Raw genomic sequence first — 20,381 nt, 5'->3', positions numbered from 1 at the left:
GCCCACCACGCATCTGATCATGTTGCCATGGCTCACTATCGCCAGTCGCGGGATCGGGTGCCGACCTTGAGGTCCATCTTCTCCAGGTGTTCGGCGACCACGGTGACCGCGCCCTCGGCGTTCTGCACCGTGCCGCGGATGACCAGCGCGGTGGCGTTCTGGGCGAGGCGGCGGTAGCGCTTCCACAGGCCCACCGAGCAGACCACGTTCACCATGCCGGTCTCGTCCTCGAGGTTGATGAAGGTGACGCCGGACGCGGTGGCCGGGCGTTGCCGATGGGTGACCGCCCCGGCGACCACGACCCGTGACCCGTCGGGCACGGCGAGCAGACCGTCGGCCGCGACGACACCCATCGCGGTCAGGCGGGGCCGCAGGAACTGGGTGGGATAGACGTTCGGCGTGACCCCGGTGGCCCACGCATCGGCGGCCGCGGTCTCCACATCGGTGAGACCGGGCAGTGTCGGCGCGGTCAGCGACGCCTCGAGCGCGAGCTGATCGGCTCGCTCGAACGCAGCCGCCCCGGCATCCCACAGCGCCTGCCGCCGACTGCCACCGAAACAGTCGAACGCACCCGCGGTCGCCAGCGCCTCGAGTTGCCTCTCGCCGAGTTCGGCGCGACGGGCCAGGTCGGCCGGGGTGCGGTAGGGGCCGTCGGCGACACGGCGGTCGACGATGACCTGCGCCACCTCGTCGCCGATGTGACGCACCGATCCCAACCCCATCCGCACGTCGAGACCACTGTTCTCGAGATTCGCGTGGGCCAGTGAGATGTTGATGTCGGGGCCGTGGACGGCGACACCGTGCCTGCGCGCATCGGCCACCAGTGACTGCGGCGAGTAGAACCCCATCGGTTGCGCCCGCAGCAGCGCGGCGCAGAACGCCGCCGGATGGTGGTACTTGAACCACGAGGAGTAGAACACCAGCGCCGCGAAACTCTGCGAATGACTCTCGGGGAAGCCGAAGTTGGCGAACGCGGCCATCTTCTCGAACACCCGGTCGGCGATCTCGCCGGTGATCCCGTGGGTCTCCTCCATGCCGGTGTAGAAGCGTTCCTTGAGTTTCTGCATCTTCTCCGGCGACCGCTTCGATCCCATCGCGCGTCGAAGCTGATCGGCCTCGGCGGCGTCGAATCCGGCGACGTCGACGGCGAGCTGCATGAGCTGCTCCTGGAACAGCGGGACCCCGAGGGTCCGTTCGAGCGCCGCCCGCATGGACGGGTGCTCGTATCCGGTCACCTCGAGTCCGTTGCGTCGCCGGATGTAGGGATGGACGGACCCACCCTGGATGGGACCGGGACGGATGAGCGCCACCTCGACCACGAGGTCATAGAACTCGCGGGGTTTCAGCCGGGGCAGGGTGGCCATCTGCGCGCGCGACTCCACCTGGAACACGCCGACCGAGTCGGCGGCGCAGAGCATGTCGTAGACGGCCTTCTCCCCCAGGTCGATCCGCGCGAGATCGACGTGCAGCTCCTTGTGCTCGGCGACGAGGTCGATCGCGTAGTGCAGCGCGGAGAGCATGCCGAGGCCGAGCAGGTCGAACTTGACCAGACCGATGGCCGCACAGTCGTCCTTGTCCCACTGCAGCACACTACGGCCGGGCATCCGCGCCCATTCGGTGGGGCAGACGTCGGCGATGGGGCGGTCGCAGATCACCATGCCGCCGGAGTGGATGCCGAGATGGCGCGGCATCCCCGACACCTGCCCGGCGAGATCGAGGACATCGGCGGGGATGTCGGCCTCGGGGTTCTCGTCCTCGTCGACCGTGCGTCCCCATCGGCTGACCTGTTTGCTCCACGCGTCCTGCTGTCCGATCGAATACCCCAGTGCGCGAGCCATGTCCCGCACCGACGACCGCCCACGGTAGGTGATGACGTTGGCGACCTGTGCGCTGTACTCGCGGCCGTACTTCGAATAGACGTGCTGGATGGCCTCCTCACGCCGATCGGACTCGATGTCGACGTCGATGTCGGGCGGACCGTCCCGCTCGGGCGACAGGAACCGTTCGAACAGCAGGCTGTTGCGCACCGGGTCGACGTTGGTGACACCGAGGGCGAAACACACCGCGGAGTTGGCGGCGCTGCCCCGGCCCTGACAGAGGATGTCGGACCGTTTGCAGAAGTCGACGATGTCGTGCACCACCAGGAAGTATCCCGGGAAGTTCAGCGAATCGATCACCGCCAGTTCGTGTTCGATCTGTCGGTAGGCCTTGGGGTGTGTCGCGGGTGTGCCGTAGCGGTCGGCGGCACCACGCATGGTCAGCTCCCGCAGCCAGGTCTTCTCGGTGTGCCCGGCCGGCACGTCGAACGGCGGCAGTTCCGGTGCGATCAGACGCAGCTCGAAGGCGCAGTCGACACCGAACTGCGCGGAGTTGTCGATGGCCTCGGGGTGTGCGGCGAGCAGGGTCGCCATCTCGTCGCCGCTGCGCAGGTGCGCGCCCCCGAGCGGGCCGAGCCACCCGGCGATCTCGTCGAGACTCGACCGTGCGCGCACCGCGGCGAGGGCCATCGCCAGACGCCGCCGGTTCGGGGCGGCGAAGTGGGCTCCGGTGGTCGCCACCGTGTGCAGACCGTGGGCGGCGGCGAGCGTGGCGAGCGCCGCGTTGCGTTCGTCGTCGGTGGGCAATCCGGCGGTGGACAGTTCGACGACGACGTTGTCGCGGCCGAACCGGTCGATCAGAGTCCGCAGCTCGATCGCGGCGGCGTCGGGACCACCGGTCGACAACGCCTGTCGCACCGCACCTTTACGACACCCGGTGAGGATCAGCCAGGAATCGTCGGCCGCCGCGGCGAGGGTGTCGAGATCGTGGCGCAGCAACCCCTTCTCACCCGCGGCCATGTGCGCGGCCGCCATCTGACGCGACAACCGGCGGTATCCGTCCTGCCCGCGCGCGAGAACCAACAGATGTGCGCCACCGGGATCGGCGACGCCGGTGCGCGCGGCGTCGTGCTGCAGCGACAGCTCCGCGCCGAAGACCGTCGGCATGCGCCACTCGCGGGCGGCCTCGGCGAACCGGACGACCCCGTAGAACCCGTCGTGATCGGTGACCGCGAGCGCCGACAGTCCGAGGCGGTGCGCCTCGGTGACCATCTCCTCGGGAGAACTCGCGCCGTCGAGGAAGCTGTAGGAGGTGTGGGCGTGCAACTCGGCGTACGGGGTGCTGGTGCGCCCGCGCTCGATGTCGTCGGCCCGGAACGGTTCGCGCTTGCGTGACCACGCAGGGCTGTCGCTGCCGTCGCCGGGGAACGTCTCACCCGGTCGGCCGCCCTGGTTCGGGCGCCCGGACAGCACCCGCTCCATCTCCGCCCAGGTGGGCGGGCCCTCGTTCCAACCCACACCCGACTGTACCGAGAATCGAACACGTATTCGAGTCGAATCCGCGTGCCGGCCTCAGCGGTCGGCGAGGGCGGCGAGGTCGTCCCCGACCAGCCGCTGCGTGGTCCACTCGTCCATCGGGCGCGCACCGAGCGAGCGGTAGAACGCGATGCTCGGCGCGTTCCAGTCGAGGACCGTCCACTCCAGCCGCGCGTATCCGCGGTTCACACACACCGCGGCGAGCGACGCCAGCAGGGCCACGCCGTACCCGCGTCCCCGCTCGGATTCGTACACGAACAGGTCCTCGAGCCAGATGCCGTGACGCCCGGTCCACGTGGAGTAGGTGACGAACCAGATCGCGATCCCCACCACGGCGCCGTCGCGTTCGGCGACATGGGCGAACACCGCGGGGTCGTCGCCAAACAGTGCCGCGGTCAGCGCGTCGACGGAGTTGTCGACCGCGTCGGGCTCGCGCTCGTACTCCGCGAGGGCGGTGATCGCGGCCAGCAGGCCCGCCTCGTCACCGGGCTGCGCGGCGCGGATCACCGACCCGTCGGAGAGAACCCGCGGGTGCACCGGTTCCGCGTCAGATGCGTGCGGCGACGCGACCGGCGGCGTTCACCGTGTCGCCGTTGACCGCGTAGAGCACGTGCAGACCGTTCGGCTGGCCCAGGGGCGCGCCGTTGCAGATGGTGTCGCCGGCGATGCAGTAGCGGATCGTCTTGCCCTGGTACAGCGGGCCGACCTCGATCGCAGGCGCCTGGGCGTCCCGGAGGAAACGGGCACTCGGCGGCGCGAACAGCACGACCGCGGCGACGTTGCGGGCCACCGACGCCGGCAGCGGAGTCGGCGCAGAGCCGCGGTACTGCGCGGGCAGCGTAACGCGAGGAGCGATCGCATAGCCCGCCACGACCGCGCCCTGGGAGTACCCGCCGAGGACGATGCGGGTCTGCGGGCAGGTGCGGGCGAGGAACGTGATGCGGTTCTGGGTGTCCTTCACGCCGTTGATCACCGTCTGCGCGAGGCCGATCCGGTCGCGGAAGTTCGCGCTCGCCGGGTAGTTCACCCCGCGCACCACGACCGACTTACCGGGCAACGCACCGCGAAGGGCCTGCCCGAACGACAGACCGGTCAGTCCGACCGGGGGCGCGGGCTCGGCGGTACCGCGGGCGAAGAGCACCTCGACGTTCGCGCACGACGGCGCGGCGGAGGCAGCGGTGACGGTGGTGGTCGCCGACAGGCCGACCGCGGCGATCACGCCGCACAGGATGGCCATGAAGGATCGTTTGAGCATGCGCACAGCGTAACCGCCGCGACCCGTCCCGGGTGATGTGCTTGCCCGAAGTCCGGTTCGTCGCTTGCACCGCCTCACACCTGGAGCAGCCGCACGATCGGGGTGAGGTATCCGTATGCCTCCGAGGACAGTCCGATGAGGGCCACGGTTCCCGGGACCTCGCCGTAGACGACGATCGCCACCGGACCGGTTCCCGTCCGCAGCAGGGCCGCCCGATCGAGCGTCGGGTACGAGGTCCCGGGCACCTTCCCCGGCAGCGTGCGGGAGAACGTCGAGACGCCCGACCGACCGTTGGCGAGGTTGACCCACCCCACGGTGAGCCGCGACGGCTGGTAGTCGAGCCAGCGCTGGATGACGGTGACGGTGCCGGCCTGGCGATCGATGACCGCGTCGAGCCCGACTCCGGGGAACCCGCCCGAGGACAACGGAACGGTTGCGGTTGCCGCGGCGGGGGCCGCGAACGGGACCAGCACCGCGACATCGACCGGGACGCCTGCGGCGATGAGTCGTGAGACGGGTTCCACCGGATCGGCGTGGGCTGAGCCGACCGCGGCGGCCGAACCCGCGGCGGCGACCAGCAGAGCGGCGACCATCGTGCCGAGAACGCGGGGCAGACGCATGTCAGACCTCCGTGGTGGGCCGCGCCCTGTGCGCGACCTGGGACCCTCACGGTACGCATACGTACCGAATACGAGAACAGGCGTACGGCAATCGTTACCGATCGGAAACAACTGGTCAGGTGTCCGCTCGGCGGCAGGATCGGGTCGTAGAGTCCTCGGTGATGCCGACCCGACCCCCTCTCGCCGACACCCCGTACGTCCGCGTCGACACCGGCGTGCTCGAGGCGAACATCGCGACCACGGCGACGCGCGTCGCCGCTCAGGGACTCGCGCTCCGGCCCCACGCCAAGACCCACAAGTGCGCCGACATCGCACGGCGCCAGATCGCCTCCGGCGCCGTCGGGTTGACCGTCGCGACGATCGGTGAGGCGCAGGCGTTCGCCGCTGCGGGCTTCGACGACCTCTTCATCGCCTATCCCCTGTGGCTCACCGCGTCGAAGGCCGAGCGGTTGCGGTCGGTGGCACACGACGCCTCGTTGCGGGTGGCGGTCGACTCGGTGGCCGGTGCGATCGCGATGGCGCAGGCACTCGGCGACGCCCGCGAATCGGTCGAGGTGCTCGTCGAGGTCGACAGTGGTCAGCATCGCACGGGTACCGCCCCGGCCGACGCCGGAATCGTTGCTGCACAGGCTGTTGCGCACGGTCTGCGGGTGGTGGGTGTGTTCACGTTCCCGGGCCACGGCTACTCCCCCGCCGGGCGCGAGACCGCTGCGCATCAGGAGGCCCGGGCCATCTCCGACGCCGCCGATGCGTTGGCGTCGGTGGGGGTCGATCCGATCGTCCGCAGCGGCGGTTCCACGCCGACGGTCGAGTTCGCCCATCCCGATGTCCTGACGGAGGTCCGTCCGGGTGTGTACCCGTTCAACGACGCCCAGCAGGTGGCGTTGGGGCGCGCGGGACTCGACGACGTGTCGTTGTCGGTGGCCGCCACGGTCATCCGTCGTGAGCCGGGGCGCGCCGTTCTCGACTGCGGGAGCAAGATCCTGGGTTCCGAGAAGCCCGACTGGGTACCGGGTTTCGGACTGCTCCCCGACCTTCCCGACGCACGCATCGTCGCGCTGTCCGAGCACCACGCGACCGTGGTGAGCGAGGGTCGGCTCCCCGACGCCGGATCGGTGGTCCGGGTGGTGCCGAACCATGTGTGCATCACGGTCAATCTCGTCGACGACCTCGTCGCGGTGACCGATGCGGGCGAGGTCGGGCGATGGCCCCTCCTCGCTCGCGGAGCGAACTCGTGAGCTCCCCAGGATGCCGGAGCGAACTCGTGAGCTCCCCAGGATGCCGGAGCGAACTCGTGAGCTCCATCGCCTCTCGACGACGGACGGCCGTGTCGGTGGCCGTGGCTACGGTCCTGCTGTTCAGCGGGTGTGCCACCGATGCGGTGCCACCCGACACGGCACAACTGAGTAAGGCACCGAGTGTGACATTCGCACAGATCGGCATCGACACCGAGCGCGCGGCCACCGAGGCGTTGGTCGACGGGGTCCGGCGCGTCGGCGTCGCGATGGCGTCGGCATCGTCGTCGACGGGGTCGCCGAACACCGTCGTCTCCCCGTGGAGCGCGGTGACGGCGATCGGGATGGTGCGGGCCGGTGCCGACGACACCGGGGCCGCGGAGATCGACCGTGTGCTCGGCACGAGCCGTCCGGAGGCGATCGCGGCGCTGTTGGGTCAGCTCGGTGCAATCGGTGGCGATCCCGGCACGGTGGATGTGGACAACCCGCCCAGTCCCCCGGTGTATCAGCAGGGTGCGGGCGCGTTCATCGCGCGGTCACATCCGCCACGTCGGGCGTATCTCACCGATCTCGCACGCTATTTCGACTCCGGTGTCTATCCCCTGGACTTCGCGACACCGCAGGCACAGGAGGCGGTGAACGAGTGGGTGGCGGTCAACACCGGCGGGCAGATCACCCGTGCACCGGTGCCGATCGGCTCCGACACCGACCTCGCGCTGCTGACCACCGTCTATCTGGCGGCCGCCTGGGCGTCGCCGTTCAGTCCGGACGCGACGCGTGACGAGCCGTTCACCACGGCGACGGGTCGTACCGTGTCGGCGCCGCTGATGGGTGGGACCTTCTCGACCCGTCTGGCGAACGGGCCCGGGTGGACTGCCGCCGAACTCCCGTATGCCGGTGCCGGTCTGGCGATGCAGGTGATCCTGCCGGCGTCCGGTGCCACGACGCGATCGGTGTTGTCCGACACCGTGTTGGCGTCGGTGTCGGGGGCCCTGCGCGCGGCGACGCCGACACCGGGTGTGGAGGTGACGGTGCCGCGCTGGAAGACCGAGGCGTCGATCGATCTCGGCCCGGTGTTGCGCGCGCTCGGGATGGGGCGGATCTTCGCACCGGGGTCGCTCGACGGCATCGCACCCGGTGCGGTGGTCAGCGGCGCCGCGCAGGCCGGCGTCATCACCATCGGCGAACGGGGCACCGTCGCCGCGGCGGCCACCGGCGTCACGACCATCACCGGTGTTCCGCAACCTCCGACGGTCACCTTCACCGCTGATCGGGCGTTCGTCTACCAGATCGTCGACACCGCAACGGGTCTGCCGGTGTTCCTCGGCACCATGAACGACCCGTCCGCCTCGTAGAAGTGCACACCGCGGCTCACTCGTAGACGCCTTCGACCGTCCATCCCTGCTGCTGGTATCGCAGCAGCAGGGCGCGCGAATCGTTCAGCAGCACCTGCGCTCTCGCGTGGGTGCCCACCTGTTCACCGGGGGCGGCCCACCAGCGTTCGTCGGCCGGCCACGGACCGGCCCACCAGAGCAGATCCCAGCTCCGCGATCCCCAGGTGACCGTGGTCGGTTCGGCGCTGAACATCCCGCGGCGGGTGACCTGCACGGGGTCGTCGTTGCAATCGCGCACCGTCACCGGCGCACTGAGCACCACCGCCGGCGCCGGTTCGGGGATCCGCCCCGGCCAGGGGGCGTCGGGGTCGGACGCCGGTGTCAGCTCGTCCCCCAGCGGGATGAGCGTGATCCGTTCGGCCACACCGCGTCCGCCGCTGCGCACCGGGACACGGACGGCCTCACCACCGAGGAGACCCTGCACGCGCACCAGTGCCCGACGGGCCCGATCGGCCACCTCGCCGTCGCCGCCGGGGATCCCCGCCCCGCGGAAGCCGAACTGCAGGGCACCGGAGTCGACGAGTTCCACCGGCTCCAGCCGCAGACGGGAGATCGGTGAGTCCGGGCGGTTGCCGGAATCCTTCCCGCTGAGCCATCCGTCGAGCTGCCATCGGATGCGGTCGGCGGTGGCCTCCGGGGTCAACGGCTCGGCGCATCGCCAGGTGCGTGACGAGTGCTGCCCACCGGTGGTGGAGGCGTGGACGGTGAGTCGGGTGCAGGCCACCGACGCCGCCATCAGCGCACGGTGCAGTTCATCGGCCAGTCGGCGACCGACGAACGCCGCGGCGTCGACCCGGTCGATCGGCGGATCGCACTCGTGGTCGATGACGACGTCGGTGCTGGGCAGGCGACCCGACGCCGACCGGCCGGCCTCGGCACGGGTGGCCCGGTGGGCGACGACGGCGTCGGCACCGAAGCGCGTCGCGACGTCGGTCACCGACAACGCCGCGAAGGCGCCCATCGTGCGCACACCCAACCGCCACAGCAGATCGATGAGGTGGTCCCGGTCGTCGCCGCACAGGCTGGGCTCGGCTCCGAGCTCCGCGATCGACAGCGGTGCGAGGAAATCGACGTCACCGCCGGCGGGCACGATCTGACCGTGCCGCGCGGCCACCACGGCGGTGAACAGCTCGTCGGCGATCCCGGTGAACGACTCCGTACCGCAGACGGATACGACGTCGATGAGTTTCTCCGCCGCCACCTCCTCGCCCCCGAAGTACCGGGCCGCGCCCGCGGCGGGGAGCAGCATGAGACCCGGTCGCAACACCTCCACGATGGGGATCACCTCGGCCACCGCAGCCACCAGCGGCTCGAAGAGTCGGCCGTCACGCCCGGGATCGGCGGTCATCACGTGCAGGGAGGGACAGCGCGCCTGCGATTCCCTCTTGCGCATCCCGCGGCGCACCCCGGCCGCCCGCGCGGTCGCCGAACAGGTGACCACGCGGTTGGCCGAGATCACCGCGACCGGTTCGTCCGGGGAGATGTCGGCGTCGGCCGCGGCGGCCACCGCGGGCCAGTCCGGACACCACAGCGCCAGAGTGCGTCGGGGCCTCCCCGCGGGTGCGGACGTCATCAGTTCGCCCCTGACATCAGTTCGCATGGGCGATCGTGAGTCCACCGGTGGCGGTGACCGGGGCGGCGACGGCGCCGACCGGGCGTGCGGCGACCAACCGGACCCGATCGTCGGCGTGCACCACATCGATCCGGGTCTCGGTCACCCGCGTACCGCGACCACGCGCCTGCACCGACAACGACAACCCGGAGATCCGACCGTGCCCGGCCGCCCGGAACGGCAGGTGCCGATAATCGGCGACCTGGGCGCTGAGCGTCGCCTGCACACCCGACCACCGTCCGTCGGTCACCATCAGCGTCGACCCCTTGGCCCGAGCCCGGGCCATCACCGCCCGCGCCCGCGACGGCGGCACCGACACCCCGCCCAGACCGACCACCACCAGATCGAGCCCGTCGAGCAACACCGCGGCCACCTCCACGGGGTCGAAGACCCCCGGATCGCCCTGTCCGGACACCACCGCCACGTGCGCCAGGTCGCCGCCCATCTCCTCCACCGCGTGCAGGCTCAGGTGGGGCAGGCCGATCACCGCCACGTATCCGCCCGAGGCGGTGATCTCGGCGATGATCGAGACCAGCACCGACCGCGCGCCGTCGACCGCGACCACCGATCCCCGCGCGAGGCCCCCACCGGGCATGATCTGCGCGAGTGGGGCCGGGATCGGCAGCATCTCTTTGTCGACCTGCTCCGAGGCGGCGACCGTGACCGTTCTCTGGTTCTGCGGGACAACGGGTTTCGCCTTGGTCGACGAGACCGTGGCGAGCTTCTTGCGCAATTCCGCCAGCGTGTCCGCGACCCGCTTGTCGGCTTCCCTCACGTCTACAGACGTCATCGCACCATTCCTCAACACCTCGAGCCTCAACACCTCATGGGAGTCGCGGGGAAGGTGTGCGCAGGGAAGGTGCGAACACTCACGACCGTTCGAACAGGTTTTCGATTCTGATCGTAGGTGCGGGGTCCGACAACCGTCAATCGGCAGTGCGCCGATCGGGTACGACCTCTCAGACGGCCGCGCCGGACCGTTCCCGATGCGCGGCCAGCGCGCCGGCGATGTCGTCGGCCATGAGGCTCGCGTGCACGCCCATCGCGACGTTGACCCCCGCCGCGGCCGAGGCGATCACCGTCGCACGGGCGTCGGCGACGTTGCCCGCGGCGAAGACGCCGGGAACGGTGGTCGCGCCCATCGGGTCGGTGTCGATCGCCGTGGCCATCAGATGGTCGCCGAAGCGGACCTCCGACACCGCGAGACCGAGCGACTCGACCACCGCACCGAACACGCGACCCGTGGTCGCGACGACCGCGGCGTCGCAGTCGATCACCTCACCCGACGCCAGGCGCACCCCGACCAGCCGGTCGTCGACCACCACCACCTCTGCCACGGCCCCGTCGACGACGCGGATGCCGCGGGCCGTGAGCTGCTCGAGGGTCTCGGCGTCGAACTCGGGTGCGGTGTTGCGGGCGATCGTGACGTTCTCGCTCAACTGACGGAACATCTGCGCCTGATGCGCCGACGTCGACCCGGTCGCGATGATGACGATGGCCTGATCACGCACCTCCCACCCGTGACAGAACGGGCAGTGCAGGACGTCGCGCCCCCAGCGCTCGCGCAGGCCCGGGATGTCGGGCAGGTCGTCGGCGACGCCGGCGGCGATCACGATCCGCCGAGCCCGCACCGTGCGTCCGTCGTCGAGGACCACCGTGAAGTCCCCGATGCCGCCGTCGACGCGCACCGCGGTCCCGCTGACGACCACACCGCCGTAGTGCTCCACCTCGGCACGGCCGAGCGACCCCAACTCGGTTGGTGAGATCCCCTCGCGGGTGAGGACGTTGTGCGCCCCGGCGGCGGTGGCGTTGCGTGGCGATCCCGCGTCGATCACCAGCACCGATCGACGTGACCGACTCGCGGTCACCCCCGCCGCCAACCCTGCTGCCCCGCCGCCGATCACGGCCACATCCACCATCTCGTCCACCACGTTCTCCTCCGGTCATCGGTTGTGAGAACCACACTGCAACCCCACCGCGGATACTGGCAAACATTCTTGCCGATATGGCAAAGTGAGCGAATGACCGATCCGATCACCGACACCGACTCCGTGCTCGCCGCCGTCGGACCACGGCTGCGCACGCTCCGCACCCGGCGCGAGGCCACCCTCACCGAGGTCTCCGACGCGACCGGGATCTCGGTCAGCACCCTCTCGCGACTGGAATCCGGCCAGCGCAAGCCGACGCTCGAGCAGCTGCTCCCCCTCGCGCGCGAGTACCGCGTCGCCCTCGACGATCTGGTGGGGGCGCCCGAGACCGGGGATCCGCGGATCACGTTGCGGCCCATCGACCGACACGGCCGGACCTACCTCCCGCTGACCCGTCGAGCCGGCGGACTGCAGGCCTACAAGGTGGTGATCCCGACCGCACGCCCCGGCGACCGCGTGACCACCGGATCGCACGAGGGCTATGAGTGGCTCTATGTGCTCGACGGCCGCGTACGCCTCGTCCTCGGCGACCGCGACCTCGAACTCGCTCCCGGTGAGGCCGCCGAATTCGACACCCACCTACCGCACTGGATCGGTACCACCGATCGGGGCCCGGCCGAGGTGCTCATGCTGTTCGGCAAGCAGGGCGAGCGCGCGCACGTGCGCACCGATGACTGACTCCCCTGGCGATACGTACAGTCGTGGCGTGACCGAATCGGACATCACAGTCTCGAACCCACGGCTGCCCGACCTGATCCCCACCGAGATGTTCCCCGACGGTGTGGGGCAGGCCGACATGCGGCAGCTGCGAGATGACTTCGCGCGCTTCATGATGGAGTACAAATTCGGCATCGACACCGTGCACACGAAGATCGCCATCCTGCGCGACGAGCTCACCCACCTGCACGACTACAACCCGATCGAGAACCTGTCCTCGCGACTGAAGTCACCCGACAGCATCCTCGACAAGATCGGTCGTAAGAAGTGCCCGCCGACCTTCGACGGCATCCGCGCGGCCATCACCGACATCGCCGGGGTCCGCGTCACCACCTCGTTCGTGTCCGACGTCTACCGCGTGCTCGACATGTTGACCCGCCAGGACGACGTGACGGTGATCGAGATCCGCGACTACATCGCCCGCCCCAAACCCAACGGCTACCGCAGCCTGCACGCGCTGCTGGCGATCCCGGTCAACATGAGCGACCGGGTGGTCACCGTGACCGTGGAACTCCAGATCCGCACCATCGCCATGGATTTCTGGGCCAGCCTCGAGCACAAGATCTATTACAAGTACGACACGGTGGTGCCCGCCGGTCTGCTCGACGAACTCGCCGAGGCGGCCGAGACCGCACACCGACTCGATGCCACGATGGAACACCTGCACGAGGAGATCCGGGGCTCCGACACCCGCTCCCCCGACGGGGACGTGGTGCCGACCGACGACGTGCTCCACCGATGGGTGGCCGCGCGCAGCCGGTTCGACAACACCCCGTAGACCAGCGCCTGTCACGTTCTCGGTCCGACCGGTGTCTGAAGGGGGTGACGACGCCGACAAGTGTCGCCACCGACCCGGCGAGAGGAAGACCATGACCGACCATCACGTGATCGTCATCGGGGCCGGCTATGCGGGATGCATGGCCGCCAACCGACTGCAGGCGACCGGTGCCGCGCGGGTGACCCTGATCGATCCGCATCCGCAGTTCGTCGAACGCATCCGGCTCCACCAGCTCGCCGCGGGCACCGGCGCCGCGACTCTCGACTTCGCGACCCTGCTGCATCCGGAGATCACCCGTGTCCAGGCCGCCGTCACGCGGATCGACGGACCCGCCCGCCGCGTCGTCCTCGATGGCAATAGCGATGGCGCTGGCGATGGCGAACGATCACTGACCTACGACGCGATGATCTACGCCGTCGGCAGCGGGACCGGCTCGTCGTCGGTTCCCGGCGTCGCGGAGTTCGCGGACCGGGTGGGTGACGCCGACGAGGCGCAGCGGCTCGCCGACCGACTGGCCGGCGCACCCCGCGACGCCGCGATCGTGGTGGTCGGCGGCGGCCTGACCGGTGTGGAGGTGGCCGCCGAGATGGCACAGGTCCGACCGCACGGGTCGGTGACGCTGGTGGCCGGTGGCGGTCTGGTGCCCACGGCCGGGGCGAGCGGGGCACGATCGGTCGCGCGGCGCCTGCGACGTCTCGGGGTCGACGTCGTCGACGGCACCACGGCGAGCGAGGTCTCCGACAGCAAGGTCACTCTCGCCGACGGTCGCACGCTGGCCGCCGACATCACCGTCTGGACAACGGGATTCGGTGTTCCCCCACTCGCCCGCGACAGCGGGCTGGCAACCGACGACTCCGGTCGACTGCGTGTCGACGACCACCTGGTGAGCGTGTCCGATCCGGGGGTCGTCGGGGCCGGGGACGCTGTGGTGGTCGACGGCATCGACCTGCGGATGAGCTGCCAGGCGGCGTTGCCGCTGGGGGCGCAGGCCGCGGGCACGGTGACCGCGCTGCTCGACGGCACGCCACCCCGCCGTGTCGACCAGGGCTTCGCGGCGCAGTGCATCGGTCTGGGCCGCGACGGCGGCACCGTCGTGCTCACCGATCGATCCGACCGACCTCGGCGAGTGCACATCGGTGGGCGCGCCGGTGGGCTCGTGAAGGAGCAGGTGTGCCGTATGACGGTGCGATGGCTCGCCGGCGAGGGCCGCAAGGGCGGCTCGTACTCCTGGACACGCGGACCCCGGCGGTGACCGGTCCGGTCCGGGATCACGCGCAGGTCTTCACCGCGCTGCGACCGCTGCTGTTCACGATCGCCTACGAGATCACCGGTTCGACCACCGACGCCGACGACGTCCTGCAGGAGAGTTACCTGCGGTGGGCCGACGTCGATCTCGACACGGTCGACGCCGACCGCTCGTATCTCGCGGCGATCGTCACGCGCCAATCGTTGAACGCGCTGCGTTCGGCATCCCGTCGACGCGAGGACTACGTCGGGCCGTGGCTTCCGGAGCCGCTGCGTCTCGACGACAGTGACCCCGAGGCCGATGTCGTGCTGAGCGAGTCGGTGTCGATGGCGATGATGGTCGTCCTCGAGACCCTCGGTCCCGACGAGCGGGCGGTGTTCGTGCTGCGGGAGGTATTCGGGTTCTCCCACGCCGAGATCGCCGCCGCCGTGGGACGTTCGGTCGCCGCGGTCCGTCAGATGTCGCATCGTGCACGGTCGCACGTGCAGTCGCGTCGGCGACGCTTCGACGCCGACGGTGATGTCACCGAGGTCACCACCGCGTTCCTCACCGCGGCGATGACCGGGGACGTCCAGGGGCTGATGGACATGTTGGCGCCCGATGCGGTGTTGATCTCCGACGGTGGCGGCAAGGTCCACGCGGCCCGTCGACCGATCCACGGCGCCGATGCCGTCAGCCGCTTCCTCGTCGGCATCGCCCGGCGGGGGATCCCGGAACCCGGTTTCGAGCCCGCGCGCTACAACGGGTCACCCGCGGTGATCATCACCTCCGCCGGCGCCGTCGACTCGGTGTTCGTCCTCGAGAGCAGGGGTACGACCATCTCCGGGGTGTACGTCGTCCGCAACCCCGACAAACTCGCCGAGGTCACCGCCTCCCACGTGATCGCCCGCTGAGGACCGACGCCGCGGGTCGATTGAGGTGTACATCCGCACGAGCACACAGTTCGTCCACTAACCTCGATTCCCGTGACCGCTCCACGTACACCCCGCGAGATCCGGGGCCCCGGCTCGCTCGTCGCCGGCCGGTACCGACTGCGGTCGAAGCTGGGTGGCGGCGGCATGGGTGCGGTGTGGCTGGCGCGTGATCAGCTGCTCGACCGCGAGGTGGCCGTCAAGCAGGTGGTGTCGACCGAGGGGCTCACCGAGGAGTCCGCGGACGACGTGCGTACCCGCGCCCTGCGGGAGGGACGGATGGCGGCGCGTCTGGCCCACCGCAACGCGATCGCCATGCACGACATCGCCGTCGACGGCGGCGAGCCCTGGCTGGTGATGGAGTACCTGCCCTCGCGCAGCGTCGCGCAGATCCTGCACACCACCGGCACGTTGTCGATGCGCCACGCGGCGCAGATCGGCGCCCAGGTCGCATCGGCGATGGCGACCGCGCACCGCGACGGCATCGTCCACCGCGACATCAAGCCCGGCAACATCCTGATCGCCAACACCGGCCGCGACGCCGGGACGGTGAAGATCTCCGACTTCGGCATCTCCCGCGCCAAGGACGAGGCGGCCGGACCCGACACCGGCGTGATCACCGGTACCCCGGCCTATTTCGCGCCCGAGGTGGCCCGCGGGGCGGAGCCCACCGAGGCCTCCGACGTGTACTCGCTGGGTGCGACAGTCTTCACCATGGTGGAGGGCGAACCGCCGTTCGGTGTCGACGAGGACTCCCTGAAACTGCTGCACCGCGTCGCGCGCGGAGAGATCAATCCGCCTGTGCGCGCCGGTGATCTGACGCCGGCACTGCTGGCGATGCTCGAGCCGAGCCCGGGCAACCGACCGACGATGGCCCGGGCTCGCGATCTGCTCGCCGCCGTGGCGGCCGGACCGGGCGGCAACCCGGCGGCGGTGCTCGCCTCTCCACTGCCGCGCACCGACAGCGCCATCCCGATCTGGGGTCTCGGAGGACGTTCGACGACACGGGGTTCACGAAGCGCGCCCCGCACCGAGACGGGACTGCCCGCGGCGCGCGTACACCCGACGACGTCGCATGCACCGTCATCGACGGGTCCGCGTCCGACCGGTCAGCCCACCGGTGCACCGAGCCGTCCCCGCAGTGAGATCACCGGCGCGACCGTCTCCCCCGCACCACCGGCGGCCACACCTCCTCCGGTGACGCCACCGCCGCCGACTCCCGAACCGGTCAGCCCGATCTCACCCGCCCTGATCGGCGTGGCCGTGGTGGTTCTCCTCGTGGTGTTGCTCGTCATCGTCGTCGTCGCCTTCTGATCGATGCGTCGCGTGACCCCGTCGCGCAGCTCGATCACCTCGTCGGCCATCGCCGCGAGGCGGCGGTCGTGGGTGATGATGAGGGTGGCCCGTCCGGCCGCCTGTCGCCGGATCGGCGCGATGACCCGGTGCACCGACTCGGCGTCGAGACCGGTCGTCGGCTCGTCGAGGACGAGGACCGGTGTGTCGCGGATGAGGGCGCGAGCCATGGCGATCCGCTGACGTTGACCACCGGACAACGACAGACCGCCGTCGGTCACCACCGTCTGATAGGCCTGTGGCAGGGCCGAGATGAAGCCGTGGGCGTCGGCCGCGCGCGCGGCGTCGGCGATCTGTTCGGGGGTCGCATCCGGTCGCCCGAAGGCGATGTTGTCGGCGATGGTGCCGGTGCGGATCACCACCTGCTGGGGCAGCAACGTGATCGTGTTGCGCACTGATTCCGCTGTGGCATAGGCGATGTCGTTCCCGTCGACTCGGATCGTCCCGCCGTGGGGGCGTTCGAGGCGCGTGATCAGCGCCGCCAGAGTCGATTTCCCGGACCCACTGGCCCCGACGAGCGCGACGATCGCTCCGGGACGCACCGACAGCGTCGCGTCGGTGAGCAGCGGCCGATCGAAGCCGAAGGCGACGCCCGACAGCTCCAGGCGCGGACGGACGGTGGGCAGCGCATGGGCGGTGGGTTCGTCGACGGTCGACGGCGGCATGTCGAGGATCTCGGCGACGCGGTCGGCACTGACCACCGACGAGGCGATCGCGAGGCGGATCTCGGCGATCTCCTGGACCTTCGGATAGAGGTACCCGAGGTAGCCGGTGAGAGCGACGAGACCACCGACACTGAGTGCGCCCGCGCGGATCTGCCAGGCACCGACGACGGCGACGGCCAACATCGTGAGCACCTGGCCGACGTTCATGACGGCACCGAAGCCCGCCTCCACGCGGGTCTGCGACATCCGGGCCGCCAGCCACGACCGACCGTGACGGGACAGGACGTGCTGCTCGCGGTCCTGCTGGTTGTACGCCACGGTCGTCTCGAGGCCGGCCAGGCTCTCGTGGACCGCGACACCGATGTCGGCGGTGGCGACCCGCTCGGCACGCGTGGCCGCGGTCTGGGACCGACCGAACAGCGCCGACGACGCCGCCAGGACAACGATGGCCGCCACGGCGACGGTCGACACCTGCCAGCTCATGACGATCGCGACCACCAGCAGTCCCACGACATGGGCGAGCCCGATCGCGAGTTGCAACAGCCCCGACGCGGTCATGTGTTCGACGGCCTCGATGTCGCCGGTGTGGCGGGCGACGAGATCACCGATCCCGATGCGGCGATGCGTGCGGGGACTCAGCCGTTGCATGTGCGCATAGAGCTTCGTGCGCAATGCCAGCACGAAGCGTTCCGATGTACCCACCGCGGTGAGCAGACCGACGTAGCCGGCTGCGGCGGCGACAGCGGTGACGATCAACCAGATGACGGCCGACTCGACGAAGTCGGCGGTGGACTCCGCCCTCAGCGCGGAGTCGATCAGGTCGGAGAGGAAGAACACCGCGGCGATCTCGCACGCGGCGGCCACCGACAGGAGGAGTGCGGCCAGTCCGATCGTGGCGCGATCGGGACGCAACAGGGGCCCGAAACGGCGTAGGGCGGCGGTGAAGGTCATGGGGTTCTCCGGTTGTCGAGGTGACGGCTGTGATCCGGGCGCACAACAGCTCTGGGGCCCGCGATGATCGCGGGCCCCAGAGAACGGTGTGACACCGGCGTGGCGAGGGACCGGGTCAGCGCCAGATCCAGGTCCACCGACGGGTGCGCGGATCCCACGTGCGCTGACGACGCTTCGGGGCGGTGCGGTTGGGGGTGGGGTTCTGCTGTGCGAATGCCATGTCGGACTCCTTCTCTCGTGTCGGCATCTCTTGCCGACACCCGTGAAGGTAGGAACCGAATCTGTGCGGTCACCGCGACGATTGCTGTGGGGTCGCTACGTGCCTGCCGTCACACCACGTCGGTTCCGTGTCAACGGATGTGGCGGTTCGCCGCCCATCGCGTCAATGCGTTGCGGTTGGACTGCTGGGTCTTGCGCAACACGTTGGAGGCGTGGGTCTCCACCGTCTTGACCGAGATGAAGAGGTCCTCGGCGATCTCGCGATAGGTGTAACCGCGGGCCAGCAGGCGCAGCACCTCGAGTTCCCGCGGGGTGAGGGAGTCCAGCTCGGGGTCGAGGTGCGGTTCGGGCATCGGTGAGCGTCCGGTGAACGAGTCGAGGACGAACCCGGCCAGGCGAGGGCTGAACACCGCGTCACCGTCGGCGACCCGGCGCACGGCGTCGGCGAGCTCGGTGCCGGCGATGGTCTTCGTGACGTACCCGCGGGCACCGGCGCGGATGGTGGCGATGACGTCCTCGGCGGCGTCGGACACGCTCAGCGCCAGGAACACCGGCGGTTGCGCGATACGCGAATCGGCGACACCGCGGACGACGGCGACGCCGCCCCCGTCGGGCATGTGGACGTCGAGGAGCACGACATCCGGTGTGGCCTCGACGATCCCGGCCACCGCGTCGGCCACCGTCCCCGCCTCCCCCACGATGCTGATGCCGCTCGCCGTCGCGAGTTCGGCGCGCACCCCGGAGCGGAACACAGCGTGGTCGTCGACCAGGAACACCCGGCACGTCGTGGTGACGTCGGTCATCGGTTCTCCCCGCTCTCGGCGGGCACGGTGTGCACGCCGTCGGTCGCGTTCTCGGATGCGTGATGCTCACGCGGCATCGACAAGACGACCTCGGTGCCGCGGCCGATCGCGGTCTTCACGACCACCGAGCCCCCGTGGCGTTCGACGCGCCCGCGGATCGACTTCGCCAGACCCTGTCGGTCGTGGGGCACCGCGTCGGGATCGAAACCCCGCCCGCGGTCGCGCACGAAGGCCTCGACGCCGTCTGCGGTGACCTCGGCGAACACATCGACCTTGTGCTCACCGGAGTGCTTGGCCGCGTTGATCAATGCCTCGCGTATGGCTGCGACGAGCGCGGCCCACCGCTTGGTGTCGGGCACGTCGGACCGCGGCGATCCGTGCGGCCACGTGAGGTCGCCGACGGTCACCACGTCGACCTCGATGCCGTACGCGTCCTCGACGTCGCCGGCCATCAGCTTCACCGCCGCGGCGAGTGAACTGCCCGCCCGGTCGGTCTCGCCGAACAACCATCGCCGCAACTCGCGTTCCTGTCCGCGCGCGAGTCGGGTGACCTCCTCGGGGCGATGGGCCTGCTTCTGGATCAACGCGAGTGTCTGCAGCACCGAATCGTGGAGGTGGGTGGCGATCTCGTCGCGCTCGGCGGCGCGGATCCGCGCGGCGCGTTCCGCGTTCACGGTGCGCAGCATCCGCATCCACAGCGGGACGGTCAGCAGCACCACGCCGAGCAGGGTCGCGACCACGGCGAGCAGGGTGGTCCCGAGACCGCCGAACGACCGGTCGGTGGCGAGGACCGCGACGACGAGTCCACCGATCACCAGGACGCCTCCGCCGGCGACGCGGGTCCAGGTCATCACCCGGCTGCGGGTACCGCCGTGGCCGGTGTCGAACTCGCGCCACACGAGGCTCGCGCCGACCGCGACCACCACCAGCGGGACCAGGTACTCCGCCGGCGTCCCCGATGCCGCGAAGCCGACGACCACCACCGCGGCGAGACCGACGAGCGCCAGACCGTAGGCCTGGGCACGTTCGCCGCGCGGCGGTGGTCGCGTGTCGGTACCCGGTGGGCAGAAGAACCACAGCAGGCCGTACGCGCACACCCCGGCGCCGGCGAGGGCGCTGAGCACCACGAACACGATCCGCACGACCACCACGTCGACGCCGAGGTGGTCGGCGACACCGCCGGCGACGCCACCGATGATCCGGCCGCCGTCGCGACGCAGGACACGGCCGGGCACCCCCGCGCGCACCGCGGCGTCGTGCGCGCGCCCCTCGTCCTGCCCGTTCACGCCTAGATGGTGACACGCACACCCCGCACCGCACATCAGGGACGACCCTGACCGG

The 20,381-nt window shown here is 70.2% G+C and carries 16 protein-coding genes and 1 pseudogene; 7 read left to right on the top strand and 10 right to left on the bottom strand.

Going from position 1 to position 20,381, the window contains the following annotated elements:
• Positions 1-35: 35 nt before the first annotated feature.
• From OG579_RS21110 to OG579_RS21095, 4 genes are all read right to left on the bottom strand, one after another.
• The gene (locus OG579_RS21110) at positions 36-3,335 is read right to left on the bottom strand and encodes an error-prone DNA polymerase (protein ID WP_328857542.1); all 3,300 of its coding nucleotides are present in this window, start codon (positions 3,333-3,335) and stop codon (positions 36-38) included.
• A gap of 54 nt (positions 3,336-3,389) precedes the next feature.
• Positions 3,390-3,860: a GNAT family N-acetyltransferase gene (locus OG579_RS21105; protein WP_328859312.1), complete on the bottom strand. Its 471-nt coding sequence runs from the start codon at positions 3,858-3,860 to the stop codon at positions 3,390-3,392.
• Between the two features lie 40 nt (positions 3,861-3,900).
• A complete protein-coding gene (locus tag OG579_RS21100) occupies positions 3,901-4,608 on the bottom strand; it encodes a cutinase family protein (RefSeq protein ID WP_328857541.1) in 708 nt (235 codons plus the stop codon).
• Between the two features lie 74 nt (positions 4,609-4,682).
• On the bottom strand, positions 4,683-5,228 hold the full coding sequence (locus OG579_RS21095; RefSeq protein ID WP_328857540.1) for a hypothetical protein: 546 nt from the start codon (positions 5,226-5,228) through the stop codon (positions 4,683-4,685).
• Positions 5,229-5,389: 161 nt separating this feature from the next.
• Here OG579_RS21095 and OG579_RS21090 point away from each other — a divergent pair, with 161 nt between their 5' ends.
• A complete protein-coding gene (locus OG579_RS21090) occupies positions 5,390-6,466 on the top strand; it encodes an alanine racemase (protein ID WP_328857539.1) in 1,077 nt (358 codons plus the stop codon).
• Between the two features lie 182 nt (positions 6,467-6,648).
• Positions 6,649-7,818, top strand: a complete 1,170-nt coding sequence (locus tag OG579_RS21085) for a serpin family protein (protein WP_328857538.1) — start codon at positions 6,649-6,651, stop codon at positions 7,816-7,818.
• A gap of 16 nt (positions 7,819-7,834) precedes the next feature.
• Here the strand turns inward: OG579_RS21085 and OG579_RS21080 are convergent, their stop codons facing one another.
• The 3 genes from OG579_RS21080 to OG579_RS21070 form a co-directional block, all read right to left on the bottom strand.
• On the bottom strand, positions 7,835-9,430 hold the full coding sequence (locus tag OG579_RS21080; RefSeq protein WP_055791418.1) for a DNA polymerase Y family protein: 1,596 nt from the start codon (positions 9,428-9,430) through the stop codon (positions 7,835-7,837).
• Positions 9,431-9,446: 16 nt separating this feature from the next.
• The gene (locus OG579_RS21075; RefSeq protein WP_328857537.1) at positions 9,447-10,259 is read right to left on the bottom strand and encodes a hypothetical protein; all 813 of its coding nucleotides are present in this window, start codon (positions 10,257-10,259) and stop codon (positions 9,447-9,449) included.
• A gap of 169 nt (positions 10,260-10,428) precedes the next feature.
• Entirely contained in the window at positions 10,429-11,388 is a 960-nt protein-coding gene (locus OG579_RS21070; protein ID WP_328859311.1) for an NAD(P)/FAD-dependent oxidoreductase, read from the bottom strand.
• Positions 11,389-11,490: 102 nt separating this feature from the next.
• Here OG579_RS21070 and OG579_RS21065 point away from each other — a divergent pair, with 102 nt between their 5' ends.
• The 5 genes from OG579_RS21065 (at position 11,491) to OG579_RS21045 (ending at position 16,363) form a co-directional block, all read left to right on the top strand.
• Positions 11,491-12,075 (top strand): helix-turn-helix domain-containing protein, encoded by a 585-nt coding sequence (locus OG579_RS21065; protein WP_328857536.1) that lies wholly within the window; start codon positions 11,491-11,493, stop codon positions 12,073-12,075.
• A gap of 88 nt (positions 12,076-12,163) precedes the next feature.
• Entirely contained in the window at positions 12,164-12,892 is a 729-nt protein-coding gene (locus tag OG579_RS21060; protein WP_328859310.1) for a GTP pyrophosphokinase, read from the top strand.
• Positions 12,893-12,983: 91 nt separating this feature from the next.
• A complete protein-coding gene (locus OG579_RS21055) occupies positions 12,984-14,144 on the top strand; it encodes an NAD(P)/FAD-dependent oxidoreductase (protein WP_328857535.1) in 1,161 nt (386 codons plus the stop codon).
• The gene (locus OG579_RS21050; RefSeq protein WP_328857534.1) at positions 14,141-15,031 is read left to right on the top strand and encodes an RNA polymerase sigma-70 factor; all 891 of its coding nucleotides are present in this window, start codon (positions 14,141-14,143) and stop codon (positions 15,029-15,031) included. Before OG579_RS21055 ends, OG579_RS21050 begins: the two co-directional genes overlap by 4 nt.
• A 72-nt stretch (positions 15,032-15,103) precedes the next feature.
• Positions 15,104-16,363 carry a serine/threonine-protein kinase gene (locus OG579_RS21045; RefSeq protein ID WP_328857533.1) on the top strand — a complete coding sequence of 420 codons (1,260 nt, stop codon included), beginning with the start codon at positions 15,104-15,106 and terminating at the stop codon, positions 16,361-16,363.
• A 164-nt stretch (positions 16,364-16,527) separates the two neighbouring features.
• On the opposite strand, the pseudogene OG579_RS21040 reads toward OG579_RS21045, so the two are convergent.
• The 3 genes and pseudogenes from OG579_RS21040 to OG579_RS21030 all read right to left on the bottom strand — a co-directional run.
• Positions 16,528-18,018, bottom strand: a pseudogene (locus OG579_RS21040) (ABC transporter ATP-binding protein); the annotation flags it as partial.
• 350 nt (positions 18,019-18,368) lie between these two features.
• On the bottom strand, positions 18,369-19,040 hold the full coding sequence (locus OG579_RS21035) for a response regulator (RefSeq protein ID WP_045822088.1): 672 nt from the start codon (positions 19,038-19,040) through the stop codon (positions 18,369-18,371).
• Positions 19,037-20,326: an ATP-binding protein gene (locus OG579_RS21030; RefSeq protein ID WP_328857532.1), complete on the bottom strand. Its 1,290-nt coding sequence runs from the start codon at positions 20,324-20,326 to the stop codon at positions 19,037-19,039. The genes OG579_RS21035 and OG579_RS21030 overlap by 4 nt, the downstream gene beginning before the upstream one ends.
• Between the last annotated feature and the right edge of the window lie 55 nt (positions 20,327-20,381).

The sequence above is a fragment of the Williamsia herbipolensis genome, from assembly GCF_036153515.1.
GTDB classification, from domain to species: domain Bacteria; phylum Actinomycetota; class Actinomycetes; order Mycobacteriales; family Mycobacteriaceae; genus Williamsia_A; species Williamsia_A herbipolensis.
Note: the sequence above shows the minus strand (reverse complement) of the source record. Positions and strands in the feature narration are given on the sequence as shown.